General features: G+C 66.5%; 12 protein-coding genes. 5 read left to right on the top strand and 7 right to left on the bottom strand.

Annotated features, from left to right (window positions below):
* Positions 1-63: 63 nt before the first annotated feature.
* From LGM56_RS29385 to LGM56_RS29375, 3 genes are all read right to left on the bottom strand, one after another.
* Positions 64-2,535, bottom strand: a complete 2,472-nt coding sequence (locus LGM56_RS29385) for a GH92 family glycosyl hydrolase (protein ID WP_226207500.1) — start codon at positions 2,533-2,535, stop codon at positions 64-66.
* A 327-nt stretch (positions 2,536-2,862) separates the two neighbouring features.
* On the bottom strand, positions 2,863-3,330 hold the full coding sequence (locus LGM56_RS29380; RefSeq protein ID WP_226207499.1) for a cupin domain-containing protein: 468 nt from the start codon (positions 3,328-3,330) through the stop codon (positions 2,863-2,865).
* Positions 3,331-3,449: 119 nt separating this feature from the next.
* Complete coding sequence (locus LGM56_RS29375) at positions 3,450-4,673, bottom strand: Zn-dependent hydrolase (RefSeq protein ID WP_226207498.1); 1,224 nt, start codon at positions 4,671-4,673, stop codon at positions 3,450-3,452.
* A gap of 144 nt (positions 4,674-4,817) precedes the next feature.
* Here LGM56_RS29375 and LGM56_RS29370 point away from each other — a divergent pair, with 144 nt between their 5' ends.
* Positions 4,818-5,735 carry a LysR family transcriptional regulator gene (locus tag LGM56_RS29370; RefSeq protein ID WP_226207497.1) on the top strand — a complete coding sequence of 306 codons (918 nt, stop codon included), beginning with the start codon at positions 4,818-4,820 and terminating at the stop codon, positions 5,733-5,735.
* A 3-nt stretch (positions 5,736-5,738) separates the two neighbouring features.
* On the opposite strand, the gene LGM56_RS29365 is transcribed toward LGM56_RS29370, so the two are convergent.
* The 3 genes from LGM56_RS29365 to LGM56_RS29355 form a co-directional block, all read right to left on the bottom strand.
* Complete coding sequence (locus tag LGM56_RS29365) at positions 5,739-7,091, bottom strand: pyridoxal phosphate-dependent decarboxylase family protein (protein ID WP_226207496.1); 1,353 nt, start codon at positions 7,089-7,091, stop codon at positions 5,739-5,741.
* A gap of 20 nt (positions 7,092-7,111) precedes the next feature.
* On the bottom strand, positions 7,112-7,411 hold the full coding sequence (locus LGM56_RS29360) for an ArsR/SmtB family transcription factor (RefSeq protein WP_039369710.1): 300 nt from the start codon (positions 7,409-7,411) through the stop codon (positions 7,112-7,114).
* A gap of 179 nt (positions 7,412-7,590) precedes the next feature.
* Positions 7,591-8,478, bottom strand: a complete 888-nt coding sequence (locus LGM56_RS29355; RefSeq protein ID WP_226207495.1) for a LysR family transcriptional regulator — start codon at positions 8,476-8,478, stop codon at positions 7,591-7,593.
* Between the two features lie 129 nt (positions 8,479-8,607).
* Here LGM56_RS29355 and LGM56_RS29350 point away from each other — a divergent pair, with 129 nt between their 5' ends.
* The 4 genes from LGM56_RS29350 to LGM56_RS29335 all read left to right on the top strand — a co-directional run bounded on the left by LGM56_RS29350 (position 8,608) and on the right by LGM56_RS29335 (position 11,899).
* Positions 8,608-9,645 carry an aldo/keto reductase gene (locus LGM56_RS29350; protein ID WP_226207494.1) on the top strand — a complete coding sequence of 346 codons (1,038 nt, stop codon included), beginning with the start codon at positions 8,608-8,610 and terminating at the stop codon, positions 9,643-9,645.
* A 129-nt stretch (positions 9,646-9,774) separates the two neighbouring features.
* Positions 9,775-10,077 (top strand): ArsR/SmtB family transcription factor, encoded by a 303-nt coding sequence (locus LGM56_RS29345; RefSeq protein ID WP_089428545.1) that lies wholly within the window; start codon positions 9,775-9,777, stop codon positions 10,075-10,077.
* Between the two features lie 61 nt (positions 10,078-10,138).
* Positions 10,139-11,140: a zinc-dependent alcohol dehydrogenase family protein gene (locus LGM56_RS29340; RefSeq protein ID WP_089497923.1), complete on the top strand. Its 1,002-nt coding sequence runs from the start codon at positions 10,139-10,141 to the stop codon at positions 11,138-11,140.
* Positions 11,141-11,422: 282 nt separating this feature from the next.
* Entirely contained in the window at positions 11,423-11,899 is a 477-nt protein-coding gene (locus LGM56_RS29335) for a GNAT family N-acetyltransferase (RefSeq protein WP_089497924.1), read from the top strand.
* Between the two features lie 158 nt (positions 11,900-12,057).
* Here the strand turns inward: LGM56_RS29335 and LGM56_RS29330 are convergent, their stop codons facing one another.
* Complete coding sequence (locus LGM56_RS29330) at positions 12,058-12,783, bottom strand: class I SAM-dependent methyltransferase (protein ID WP_226207493.1); 726 nt, start codon at positions 12,781-12,783, stop codon at positions 12,058-12,060.
* Between the last annotated feature and the right edge of the window lie 135 nt (positions 12,784-12,918).

Below are 12,918 nucleotides of genomic sequence, written 5' to 3'. Positions count from 1 at the left end.
TCGTCCCTCCCTCTCTCTGCGTCGATCCTGTCGGCAAGAACCGCTCGTTGATCCCCCTGGCCATTACGGCGCGCTGGCCGCCTGCGGGAACGACGGCATCGCGGATGCGTCGGTGCCCCAGGTCGTGGCGCTCGCGTCGGACGTCATCGCGTACGCCAGCTTTCCGCCCTTCGCGATCTGCCCGAACGGCAGCCACGCGGTGGCGTAAGGCGCGCCGTTCAGCTTCAGCGACTTCACATAGAACGACGCGGCATCGCTGGAGCCGGCACCCGGCGCGACGATGTGCAGCAGACGGTAGCTGCCGTCCTTCTGCCCGACGCGCACCGTGATCTTCTCGAACTGCGGGCTCGACAGCGCGACGCCGCTCACGCCCGGCACGACCGGATAAAGACCGAGCGCAGCCCACACGTACCAGCCCGAGATCGCGCCGAGATCGTCGTTGCCCGGCAGTCCGGCTGCGCCCGTGCCGAACTCGTTCGCGAGCGACGCGTGCAGCACGCGCTGCGTATGCGACGGCGCACCGGCCCACGCATAGACCCACGGCACGGCCATCGTCACTTCGTTGCCGACGTAGAAATACGGCTGCACGGTGCCGATGTTCAGGTGCGTGAAGAACGTATCGAGCCGCTTGACGACCGGCGCGGCGCCGCCCGCCTGCGCGACCACGCCGGCGAGATCGTTCGGCACGTACCACGTGTACTGCTCCGAATTGCCTTCCATGAAGCCGGTGCCGTCGGTGACCCACGCGCCGGCCGACGTCTTCGGCTGGATCGCGCCCTGGTCGAACAGGTTGTGCCAGTTGCCGCTCGACTTCAGCAGCGTGCCTGCCGTCGTCGTGTCGCCGAGCGCCGCCGCAAAGCGCGACACCGCGAAATCGCGCACCGCGTATTCGAGCGTGTTCGAGGCGGTCTGGTTGTCGCCCGAGCCCGACGACGGCACGTAGCCGAGCCGGTCGTAGTCCGCGCGGCTGCCCATCACCGGCGTGCCGGCGCACGCGGCGCCCGGCGCCGTGCTGTTTTTCATGATCGACAGCGCAACCTGCGTGTCGAAGTTCGTCGCGCCGAACGCATGCGCGTTCGCGACGATGATCGAGCCCGCATCGCCCGGCATCACGGCCGTCTCGGTATTGAAATAGGCCCAGCGCGGGAACGCGCCGCACGCCTTCGCATCGAGCACGAGCGACTGCACGATGTCGCTGGTGCGCACCGGGTCGAGCAGCGCCTGCAGCTGGATGAACGAGCGGTCGATGTCCCAGCCGGAGAAGTTCGCGTACATCGTGCGGCCTTTCTCCACCTGACGCGTCGGCGCGGCCGCCGCGCCGTTCGACGCGTAGAAGTCCGGATACTGGCCGTTCACGTCGTTGAAAACGTTCGGGTGCAACGACGCGTGATACAGCGCGGTGTAGAACTTCGTCTTGTCGGCGTCGCTGCCGCCCGTGACCTGGATCGCGTTCAGGCGCGCATTCCACGCGGTGCTCGCCGCGCGGCGCACGGTGTCGAAACGCCAGTTCCGGTTGCCTTGCGCGTCCGTCTCCGGATTCTCCGCGCGCAGGTTCGCCTTCGCATTCGCTTCACTGACGAACGAGATGCCGAGCTTCATCATCACGTCGGGATGCTTGCGGTCGACCTTGAACGTCACGGTCACCGGGCTGTTGTTCGACAGTGCCGGCTTGGCCGCGAACGGCTGACTGAATTCCGCGTAGTAGTAGACGGGCACCGCATGCCCGGCCCAGCAGAACCCGCCGCCCGCGATCGTGCCCGACAACGCGCGATCGCCGACCTGGCTGATCGTGTCGGCCGTGGTGCCCTGCGCGCGGTTGTTCAGCACGGTCGGATCGATCGCGATCGTCGCCTGCTGGCCCTGCGCGAGCGCCGGATACGTGAAGCGTGCGAAACCGGTGCGCACCGTCGTCGTCAGCTCGGCCTTGATGCCGTTGCCGAGCGTGACGCCGTAATAGCCGGCCTGCGCGGTTTCGTTTGCGTGGCTGAAGCTGGCCGGCGTGCCGGCGTCGCCCGGTGCGAGTTGCGGCATCACGTTCAGGTAGCCGCCGTTCGCCCAGCAGCCGGTGCCGCTCAGGTGCAGGATGCTGAATGCATTGATCGACGTGTCGCCGTACCAGTAGCCGCCGGAGAAACCGGAGCCGTCGCCCTTGCTGCTGTCGTATTGGGCGGTCGGTGTCATCGGGCTCCATTGCATCATCCCGAACGGGACCGTCGGCCCCGGGAACGTGCCGCCGCCGAGGCCCGAGCCGACCGGGTCGGCCGGCTGGTCGGTCGCGTAGTCGGTGCCGATCAGCGGATTGACGTATTGCGCGACGCGGATGTCGGCGTTTTTCTTCGACGACTCGTTGCCGTTGCTGTTGTCGTTTTCGTTACCGTTTTCGTTGCCGCCGTTGCCGTTTTCATTGCCCTGCGACTGCGCGGCAGCCGACAGGTTCGCCGCAGCCACCGACGGCGAATCGCCATCACCGCCGCAGGCAGACAAGACCACGCACAGCGCCAGCAGCGCCGTTCCCACCCCCCAGTTCCTGGACATCGCCCGTCTCCGTATCGTTCTTGAATCTGGATATTGATTCGAACTACTGAGCTTTCAATCAGGATGCTTTTGATGAATTCCGCTTGCCCAGACAATCGGTCGAAAATCCCGGCTGTGTGTCGTTATTGCCGAATGCGCGCACCTGGAAACAGACGCGCCGGCATGTCGAAATACCGGCGCCCCGCAACGGACAACGCGCACAAGCGTGCCCAAATAAACGCGTTTTCTCTACCCCGTGTTTTTACGAATTTTTATTTCGTTTATCTAAACACACGGTTATTGATTCGGTTTTTATGTGGAATGGGGCACTGAATGCACGATTGGCGATCAAGGCTGCTTCGGCAGATCGACATAGTCCTCGAGCTCGCCGGCCACATAAAGCCGCTTGCCGAGTCGCGGGTATTCGCAGACGTCGTGTTCGAGCCGCTGCCCGCCGACGAGCAGCTCCAGCGGCGTATCGCCGGTGTTCTGCACCGTATGCGCTTCACCGCCGCGCGGAAAGCCGATGAAATCGCCCGGCCCGATTTCACTGGCGCGTTCGCCGATCGTGACCGCGCCCGTCCCGGACAGCACGTACACGAACTCCTCTTCGTACAGGTGACGGTGATACTCGGCCGATTCGTGACCGGGCATCAGCGTGAGCAGGTGAACACCGAATTGCGTCAAGCCGGTCAGATCGCTGAGTTGTCGCTTGAGACGAACGGCATTGGGATTCAGCGAATGCACCGCGCGCGTCGGTTCCATCTTCGCGATATCGGCGGCCTTCAGCAGTTCCCGGGGAAAGGGAGTCGACATGGGGATCTCGCAAACGTGAATTCTTTGGTTGAACGCGGCGCCAGCTTGGCGCGCGCAGCGGCCATTGTCCGACATTTTCACGCTTGCGGAGGGGTTGCGGGCCCCGCCATCGCATGCGGCTAGCGCGCGCAATCGGCCAGCAGGTTCGCCAGCACCGATGCGCCTTGCGCGAGGTGCACCGGATCGGCATCTTCCGCTTCGTTGTGGCTCAAGCCGGCCTTGCACGGCACGAACACCATCGCGGAAGGCGCGACGTACGACAGGTTCACCGCGTCGTGCCCCGCGCCGCTGCACATCTCCTTGTACGGATAGCCGGCGGCAGCCGTTGCCTGCCGCACGCGCTCGACGCATTCCGCATCGAACACTACCGGCTCGTATTCTGCAATCGTCTCTACCTGCACGCTCGTGCCGCGCAGCGCGGTGCGCTGCATGCAGATCGCCTCGATGTCGGCGACCAGTTGCTGCAACGCCGGCCGCGACGGGTGACGCACGTCGACGCTGAACCGGACCTTGCCCGGAATCGTGCTCGGCGAATTCGGCTGGCACGCGACATGGCCGACCGTCACGCGCGCATCGTCGTCGAAGGTGTGACCGTGCTCGACGATCGCCGCGATCATCGCGGCCGCCGCGCCCATCGCGTCACGGCGCACGCTCATCGGCGTCGTGCCCGCATGCGACTCGAAGCCGGTCACCGTGACGTCGAGTTCGTAGATGCCCTGCACGCCCGTCACGACGCCGATCGGCAAGCCGGCCTGCTCCAGCACCGGCCCTTGCTCGATATGCGCTTCGAAATACGCCTTCGGCATCTGCCGCTCGCGCGCGGGGCCAGCGAAGCCCGTGCGTTCGAGTTCGTCGCGCAGCAGCGCGCCCGTCTGCATGCACGGGCGATCCAGTGCGTAGTCGAGATCCAGCGCGCCGGCATAGACGGCCGAGCCCATCATGCCCGGCGTGAAGCGCGAACCCTCTTCGTTGGTCCACGCGACGACGTCGATCGGATGCCGCGTTTCAAGGCCGCGCTCGTTCAGCGTACGAATCGCTTCGAGGCCCGCGAGCACGCCATAGACGCCGTCGAAGCGGCCGCCGAGCGGCTGCGTGTCGAGATGGCTGCCGCACGTCACGGGCGGCAAACCCGGTTCCGTGCCCGGCCGGCGCGCGAACACGTTGCCGATCGGATCGATGCGGATCTCGCAACCGGCTGCTTCGCACCACGCGATGAAGCGGCGCCTGCCGCGCGCGTCGTCGTCGCTGAGCGCGAGCCGGCAACTGCCGCCGTGCGCGGTCGCGCCGATCGTCGCCATCTCCATCAGCGAATCCCACAGCCGTTGCTGGTTAACGAGGATCATCGTGACCGCTCCTGAAAAGCACCGAGCATATACACTCGACCCAATAAGAAAAATCCAAGATTTCGTTGTGGTCGATAACTTTTTCTTGTCACCCGGCGTTCGGCCCGGCAGCCCGCGCTTCCTTCGTATTCGGATCGGTCATTCATGAAGCTCAAGCAGCTCGACGCGTTTCTCGCGGTCGCCGAGCATCGCACCATTCGCGGCGCGGCGCGCGCGCTCGGCGTCACGCAACCGGCGATCAGCAGCATCGTGCGCGAGCTCGAACAGGAACTCGGCGTGCCGCTCGTCGTGCGCAGCGTAAAGGGAATTGCGCTGACCGATTACGGCAGCGCGTTTGCGATTCGCGCGCGGCTGATCGTCGAGGAGATCCAGCGCACGCGCGACGAAATCGAGCAGTTGCGGCTCGGCACGACCGGCTCGGTGTCGATCGCGGTCAGCCCGACCGTCGCGCTGACGCTCCTGCCGCGTGCGTTCGCCGCGTTCTCACGCGACCTGCCCGGCGCCACGCTGAACGTCGACGATGCGCTGACCGCGACGGATCTCGCGCGACTGCGCGACGGCTCGCTCGACTTCATCGTCACGCATCAGTTGTCGAACGCGATACCGGACCCTGACGAATTCGCGAGCATTCCGTTGTTCCGGACGGCGTTCGCGGTCGTCGCGAGAAGCCGGCATCGGCTCGCGCGCGCCCGCTCGCTGCGCGAGCTCGTCGATGCGCAATGGTGCGTGCCGCGCTACGGCGACGAGGGAGACGATCTGGTGCGCTCGATCTTCATGCCGTTCGGCATCGACGTGCCGAAGCGCGTGGTCCACTGCCCGTCGTTTGCCGCGACGCTCGGGCTCGTGTCGCAAACGGATGCGCTCGGCGTGTTCGCGCGGCCGCTCGCCGACGTCGAACGCAAATCACGCGGCATCGTCGCGCTGGACCTCGCCGAGCCGATGCCCGCGTTGACGGTCGCGATCGTGATGCGGCGGCATGCGCTGCTGACGCCGGCCGCACTGCATTTCATCGAGTGCCTGAAGGGCGCGGCTGCAACCGTTCAGGGCACGGACGGCGCATGATGCTCAGCGCACGTGCACACCGCGCAGCTCCGTCAGCAAGGCCACGAGACGATCGATGTGCGCGTCTTCGGTACGCCACGACGACACGCTGATCCGGAACGCCGGCCGCCCCTGCCACACCGTCGCGCCGAACCACACGTCGCCCGACGCCTGCGCGGCCGCGAGGATCGCCGCCGTTTCATCGTCGGTGCCGGCGCGCACCAGCACCTGGTTCAGCACGACACGGTTCAGCACGTCGTAGCCGGCGGCACGCAGGCCGTCCGCGACGCGCGCCGCCTGCGCGCAATGCCGCTCGACCATCGTGGCCACGCCGGCGCGGCCGAGTGAACGCAGCGCGGCCCACACGGGGATGCCGCGCGCGCGCCGCGAGAATTCGAGGTTCAGGTTCTTCTGCGCGTCCTGCGCGCCGCTCAGGTACACGGCGTCGCTGTTCATCGCGGTCGCGAGCGCGGCCGCGTCGCGGCAGATCACCATCGCGCCGTCGTACGGCGTGTTGAGCCACTTGTGGCCGTCGGTGGTCCAGCTGTCCGCGCCGTCGATGCCGTCCGTCAGCGCGCGCTTCGACGAGGCGCGGGCCCACAGGCCGAACGCGCCGTCGACGTGCACCCACGCCCCGGCCGCCTTCGCGGGCGGAATCAGCGCCGCGAACGGATCGAATTCTCCCGTGTTCACTTCGCCGGCCTGCACGCAGAGGATCGTCATGTCGTCGAGCGCCGGCAGCTGTGCCGGGTCGATCCGGCCGTGCGTGTCGACCGGCGCGACGATGAGGCGCTTCATCCCGAAACCGAGCACGCGCAGCGCCTTCTTCACCGTGATGTGCGCCAGCTCGGAGATCACGACCTTCACTTCGGGCGCGCCGATCAGGCCGTCCGCGTCGATGTCCCAGCCTTTGCGCGCGAGCAGCGCGCGCCGCGCGGCCACCAACGCGACGAGCGTGCAGGCCGTCGCGCTCGTGCCGAAACCGACCGCGCTGCCTTCGGGCAACCCAAGCACGTCGACGACCCAGCGCGCGGCCTGGCGCTCGATCGTCGCGGCCACCGGTGAATTCGCATAGGACGACGCGCACTGGTCCCACGCGAGCATCAGCCGCTCGGCCGCCGCCGCGGCCGGCAGCGTGGCGCCGATCACGAAGCCGAAGTAGTTCGGGCCGTTCGACGCGACGGTCGCGGGCGTGCCGCGCTCGTCGAGCAGGCGCAGCACGTCGTCGGCGGGGCGGCCCGTATCGGGCAGCGGCTCGTCGAACGCCGCCAGGCCGGCCAGTGCGGCCGCGTCGGGAAACGCGCGCCGCGCGTTCGTCGCGGCCAGATACGCGTGCGCGCGCCGGTCGGCGTCGGCCAGCAATGCAAGTTCGTCCATGTCGGTTGCCTCGGTGTGAGTCAGAGTTGCAAAAGATCGCGGCCGAGCTGCTGCAGCGCGCCATCGATCCGCTTGTAGTACGTGAACTTGCCGACGCGGGTCGCCTGCACGAGCCCCGCATCCGCGAGGATGCGCATGTGGCGCGTGGTCGTGGCCGGCGCGATGCCGAGCTTCTCGGTGATGTACGTGCAGCACACGCCGAGTTCGTCGAAATCGCCGTGCGGCTGCGGCGGGAAATGCTTGCGCGGCTGCTTGAGCCAGCGCATCACGGCCAGACGGCTTTCGTTGGCCAGTGCGCTGATGCGGGTGACGTCGTCCATGGGTTCGGTTTCATTTAACGTTTTGAATATTAGCTAAATGACGAAATGTGTGCAATCCAGCGAACGCCGGTTTTGGCTGACGACGTCGCACGCCGGATCGTCACGCCGACCTTCGCTTCGAGCGCGGCAAGACAAATCGCTGCGACACTCGGCGGATCGCATGAACCCTGCCTGTTCCTTTACGCGCCTCCCAGCGCCTCTGCCACCCTCTCGATCAGCGCCCGCACCCGCCGCGGCTGCACCGCGTTGCCCGGATAGACGATCTGCAAGTCGACGTCGCCCGGCGAGAACGCGCGCAGGACTTCGACAAGCGCGCCGGACGCCAGATCCTGCTCGACGTCGACCAGCGACTTCAGCGCAACACCATGCCCCGCGACGCACCACGCGCGCACGAGTGCGCCGTCGTTGGCCACCCGCCGGCCGTGCACCGTCACGCGCCGGGGTTCGCCATCGATGCTGAACGGCCATTCGGCATACAGGTCCGGCCCGAAGCGCATCACGATGCAGTCGTGTGCGACGAGATCGTCCGGATGCTGCGGCGTGCCGTGCGCCGCCAGATACGCGGGCGACGCGCACACCACGCGCCGCGCACGGCCGAGCGACCGGCTGCGCAGCGAACTGTCGGCGAGCACGCCGCGACGAATCGCGAAATCGAGCCCCTGCCCGACGACATCCACGTAGCCGTCACCGAGATGCAGATCGATCGTGACGCCCGGATGCTCGGCCAGAAACGCGTCGACGACGGGCACCACGCGCTCGCGCCCGAGATCGGCCGGCGCGCTCAGGCGCACCGGCCCCGACAAGGTCTGCACGCCGAGCCGCACGCGGCCTTCGAGTTCATCGGCCTCCGCCAGCAGGCGCCGCGCGCCGTCGACGAGCGTGCGGCCTTCGTCGGTCAGGCTGATCGCGCGCGTCGTGCGCGTGAGCAGCGCCGCGCCGTAGTGGCGCTCCAGCGCGGCCAGCCGCTCGGACACGGTGGCCGGCGACAGCCCGAACTCGCGGCCCGCCGCGGCCAGTCCGCCCTTCTCCACGATGTGCAGGAACAGCGCGAGGTTGTCGAGCAGCATTATTCGCTCCTTCCGAACGATATTTTCGAAGTCTGCCCAATTATCCGAAATATCCGCAAGCGATACAGTGTGCCAACGCTGGCCTCGCGGCCGCCCCTCGACCGGTCGATCCCCCAAAGGAAACCCGCCATGGAATACCGCACCCTCGGCCGCTCCGGCCTCAAGGTTCCTGCCCTGAGCTTCGGCGCCGGCACGTTCGGCGGCACCGGCCCGCTGTTCGGCGCATGGGGCAACACGGGCGTCGACGAAGCGCGCCGCCTGATCGACATCTGCCTCGAAGCCGGCGTGAACCTGTTCGACACGGCCGACGTGTATTCGGACGGCGAATCCGAGCGCGTGCTCGGCGCCGCGATCAACGGACGTCGCGACCAGGTGCTGATCTCGACGAAAACGGGCCTGCCGACCGGCAGCGGCCCGAACGACGCGGGCACGTCGCGCGCGCGGCTGGTCCGCGCCGTCGACGACGCGCTGCGCCGCCTCGACACCGACTACATCGACCTGCTGCAACTCCACGCGTTCGATGCGAGCACGCCGGTCGAGGAAGTGATGTCGACGCTCGACGATCTCGTGCGCGCGGGCAAGCTGCGCTACATCGGCGTGTCGAACTTCGCCGGTTGGCAGATCATGAAGTCGCTGGCGGTGGCCGACCGGCACGGCTGGTCGCGCTACGTGGCGAACCAGGTCTACTACTCGCTCGTTGGCCGCGACTACGAGTGGGACCTGATGCCGCTCGGCGCCGACCAGGGGCTCGGCGCACTCGTCTGGAGCCCGCTCGGCTGGGGTCGGCTCACCGGCAAGATCCGGCGCAACACGCCGCTGCCCGAAGGCAGCCGCCTGCATGAAACGGCCGGCTTCGGGCCGCCGGTCGACGATGCGCGCCTGTACGACGTGGTCGATGCGCTCGACGCGATCGCCGAGGAAACCGGCAAGACCGTGCCGCAGATCGCGCTGAACTGGCTGCTGCAGCGCCCGACGGTGTCGTCGGTGATCATCGGCGCGCGCAACGAGGAACAACTGCGGCAGAACCTCGGCGCGGTCGGCTGGGCGCTGACCGACGCGCAGGTCGCGACGCTCGATGCGGCGAGCGCGGTGGAAGCCCCTTATCCGTACTTCCCGTATCGCCGCCAGCAGGCGTTCGCGCAACTCAATCCGCCGCTGCGCGGGTGAGCGCCGACGGCCTCCCTTTTCACGGGAGGCTTGCAAATTCAAGCGTTGCTCCGGAACCATCCTGACTCGACAAAACGGCGGCTGGCGATCACATTGACATATCGGTAATTCTCGATATACTCGCTGCCCATGGAATTGCTCGACATCTTCAAAGCCCTCTCGAACCGGACTCGCCTTGAAATCCTGCAGGGTTTGAAGGACCCCGTGAAGAACTTCCCGCCGCAGGATGAAGGGGACGTTCATACGGTGGGCGTCTGCGTCAGCAGTATTCAGGAAGGTGTCGGGCTGTCGCAATCGACGGTGTCCGATTATCTTGCGACGCTGCAACGAGCCGGCCTGGTGGAAGTCAGGCGCATCGGCCAGTGGACCTACTACAAGCGCAACGAAGCAGCCATCAGTGCGCTGGCCAAGGCCATCGGGAAAGACCTGTAATTTTTTGCCCCATGATATCGATAATTCCCGATATCCCTTTTTATCGAAACGCGGAGATGCAATGAAAGCGCTGTTGCTCAAGTCATTTGGCGGCCCGGAATCATTCGAACTACGTGACGTACCCAAGCCGGCGCCGCACGCCGGGCAAGTCCTGGTTCGCGTCCATGCCACCTCGATCAATCCATTGGATTACCAGATCCGACGGGGAGACTATCCGGACCTGGTACCCCTTCCGGCCATTACCGGACACGACGTATCGGGCGTGGTCGAAGCCGTCGGGCCCGGCGTGACGGCCTTCTCGCCGGGAGACGAAGTCTGGTACACCCCGCAAATCTTCGACGGGCCGGGCAGTTATGCCGAGTACCACGTGGCGGCCGACAGCATCGTCGGCAAGAAGCCGCCTTCGTTGAGCCATCTCGAGGCGGCCAGCCTGACCCTGGTGGGCGGCACCGTTTGGGAAGCACTGGTCGTGCGTGCGGCGCTACGTGTGGGCGAAAGCATTCTGATACACGGCGGTGCGGGAGGCGTCGGCCATGTGGCGATCCAGCTCGCGAAAGCCATCGGTGCAAGGGTGTTCACGACCGTGCGCGAAGCAAACGTCGAGTTCGCCCGAAGCCTGGGTGCGGATGTGGTCATCGACTACGAACAGGACGATTACGTCGACGCCGTCATGCGAAACACCGGTGGCCGCGGCGTCGATGTCGTGTTCGACACCATCGGCGGCAACACCCTGTCGCGCAGCCCCGATGCGCTCGCCCAGCTTGGCCGCGTCGTCACGATCGTGGACATCGCCCAGCCACAAAACGTCATTCAGGCGTGGGGCAAGAACGCGAGCTATCACTTCGTTTTCACGCGACAGAATCGCGGCAAGCTGGATGAGTTGAGCGCGTTGATCGAGCGTGGACAGTTGCGGCCACACGTGGGCGCCGTCTATTCCCTTGCCGACGTTCCGCTCGCGCATGCGCTGCTGGAGCGTCCCAACAACGGGCTTCGAGGAAAAATCGCGATCGCGGTCGAGCCGTCGGCTTATCCCGAACCTGTTGCCGGTACTCGAGCGGCGTGATCTTTGCTCGCATGTGGACCGGAGCAAGCTGCGCGTGATTCGCAGGGCGCCGCGAGCATCAGGGTTGCGAGAGGGCCGAACCAGTCTGCGCGAAGCTCTGCCGGCGTGATCGCAGCAGGTTCTGACGGACAGTCGACATCGTGAGAATGATGCGGATCGTGGCACCATGAAATGCGGTCGCCATGGGCCTACTCATGAGGCCGCGAACTTCCTATCGTAGAGACCTGCGACGCGTCTGCCGGATCGGCGGCGCGCCCTCTTCTCATCGACAGGTCCGCCAACATGAACGCCAACGACACCGGACTGACCGTACGCGCGGTCACGGAACACGACTACGACCAGTGGCTGCCGCTGTGGGACGGCTATAACCGCTTCTATGGCCGCTTCGACGATACGGCCCTGCCCCTGCGGGTCACCCAACTCACGTGGTCGCGCTTCTTCGACGGCTACGAACCGGTGCATGCGCTCGTCGCGGAGCGCGCCGGCCGGCTCGTCGGGCTCGTGCATTTCCTGTATCACCGCAGCACGACGCATATCGGGCCGACCTGCTACCTGCAGGACCTGTTCACGCTCGACAGCGAGCGCGGCAAGGGTGTCGGCCGCGCGCTGATCGAAGCCGTGTACGACGCCGCGCGTGCGCATCGCGCCGAGCGCGTCTACTGGCAGACGCACGAGACGAACCACACGGCGATGCGGCTCTACGACACCGTCGCGGCAAAACCGGGGGCCGTGCTCTATCGGAAGGAGTTGTCGCGCTGAGCGGAACGGCGAGGCGTGGGCAAGCGCCATCTCGTGGACTGCCCCGCCCGATTGAACGCCATGACCGCTTCCGGGAACTGCCGCTTCTGCAAACCTGGTAGCCCCGGGGATACAAGATCATCCTTTCGGCCGATTTTTGTGTCCCCGGGGCTACCAAATCAATCCACCGGCCGCGCCTTCATCCACAGAAACAGCGGCACGCGCGCCCACTGCTTCAACTGATCCGTATCGGCATGGTCGGGCGGCGGCTCGCGCAGCGACACGATCGCGAACCCGGCCGCTTCCAGCGCCTCCATGTACGCCTGCAGCGGCAGCGACCAGCCGGCGAAGTGCATCGACAGCCCGTCGCGCGTTTCCACGCCATCGAAATGCTCGCGCCCGAAATAGCTGCCCTTCAGCACGAACGGCGCATCGGGCTGCGGCCCCGCGAAGCCGCCGCGATCGCGGAACGGATGCACGAGCGAGATGAACAGCGTCCCGCCCGGCTTCAGCACGCGGCGCGCCTCGTTCAACGCGCGCTGCATGTCGTCGAGATCCATCAGCACGTTGTACGCCATCACGAGATCGAAGCTGGCCGCGTCGAACGGCAGCGACGCCGCGTCGGCCAGCTTGTAGCGATGCGCGGAATCCGCGTGACGCGCGGCGTCGAGCATCGCGGGCACCACGTCGGTCGCGGTCACGTCGTAGCCGAGCGCCTTCAGCTCGCGGCTCACGCGGCCTTCGCCGCAGCCGATCTCCAGCGCGCGGCCCGTGTCGCGGCCAATATAGGCCGCGAGCCCCGCGCGGTATTTCCAGAACGCGTCGTGCCCCGGCTTGCCGGCCCAGTCGATCCATTGGTCGGCGACCTGCGTCCAGTGCTCGGTGATGGCTGTCGTGTCGGTCATGTGCGCTCCCGCCCGGTGTGCGTCGTTGGCTCAGGATGCGCATGGTAAGCCGAAGCGGCGGAACGCGTCGGCGGGTGCGCCGCGCAGCCGGTTTCCGTTTCCGGCTGCGACGTTCTACAGTGACATAAAACAATC

It is taken from the genome of Burkholderia sp. AU38729, from assembly GCF_020419725.1.
Classification (GTDB): Bacteria; Pseudomonadota; Gammaproteobacteria; order Burkholderiales; family Burkholderiaceae; genus Burkholderia.
Note: the sequence above shows the minus strand (reverse complement) of the source record. Positions and strands in the feature narration are given on the sequence as shown.

Excerpts from the sequence above, each read along its gene's own strand:
- LGM56_RS29330 (WP_226207493.1), bottom strand. The coding sequence starts at position 12,783 with ATGACCGACACGACAGCCATCACCGAGCACTGGACGCAGGTCGCCGAC.
- LGM56_RS29345 (WP_089428545.1), top strand. The coding sequence starts at position 9,775 with ATGGAATTGCTCGACATCTTCAAAGCCCTCTCGAACCGGACTCGCCTT.
- LGM56_RS29335 (WP_089497924.1), top strand. The coding sequence starts at position 11,423 with ATGAACGCCAACGACACCGGACTGACCGTACGCGCGGTCACGGAACAC.
- LGM56_RS29340 (WP_089497923.1), top strand. The coding sequence starts at position 10,139 with ATGAAAGCGCTGTTGCTCAAGTCATTTGGCGGCCCGGAATCATTCGAA.
- LGM56_RS29360 (WP_039369710.1), bottom strand. The coding sequence starts at position 7,411 with ATGGACGACGTCACCCGCATCAGCGCACTGGCCAACGAAAGCCGTCTG.
- LGM56_RS29370 (WP_226207497.1), top strand. The coding sequence starts at position 4,818 with ATGAAGCTCAAGCAGCTCGACGCGTTTCTCGCGGTCGCCGAGCATCGC.
- LGM56_RS29350 (WP_226207494.1), top strand. The coding sequence starts at position 8,608 with ATGGAATACCGCACCCTCGGCCGCTCCGGCCTCAAGGTTCCTGCCCTG.
- LGM56_RS29365 (WP_226207496.1), bottom strand. The coding sequence starts at position 7,091 with ATGGACGAACTTGCATTGCTGGCCGACGCCGACCGGCGCGCGCACGCG.
- LGM56_RS29380 (WP_226207499.1), bottom strand. The coding sequence starts at position 3,330 with ATGTCGACTCCCTTTCCCCGGGAACTGCTGAAGGCCGCCGATATCGCG.
- LGM56_RS29385 (WP_226207500.1), bottom strand. The coding sequence starts at position 2,535 with ATGTCCAGGAACTGGGGGGTGGGAACGGCGCTGCTGGCGCTGTGCGTG.
- LGM56_RS29355 (WP_226207495.1), bottom strand. The coding sequence starts at position 8,478 with ATGCTGCTCGACAACCTCGCGCTGTTCCTGCACATCGTGGAGAAGGGC.
- LGM56_RS29375 (WP_226207498.1), bottom strand. The coding sequence starts at position 4,673 with ATGATCCTCGTTAACCAGCAACGGCTGTGGGATTCGCTGATGGAGATG.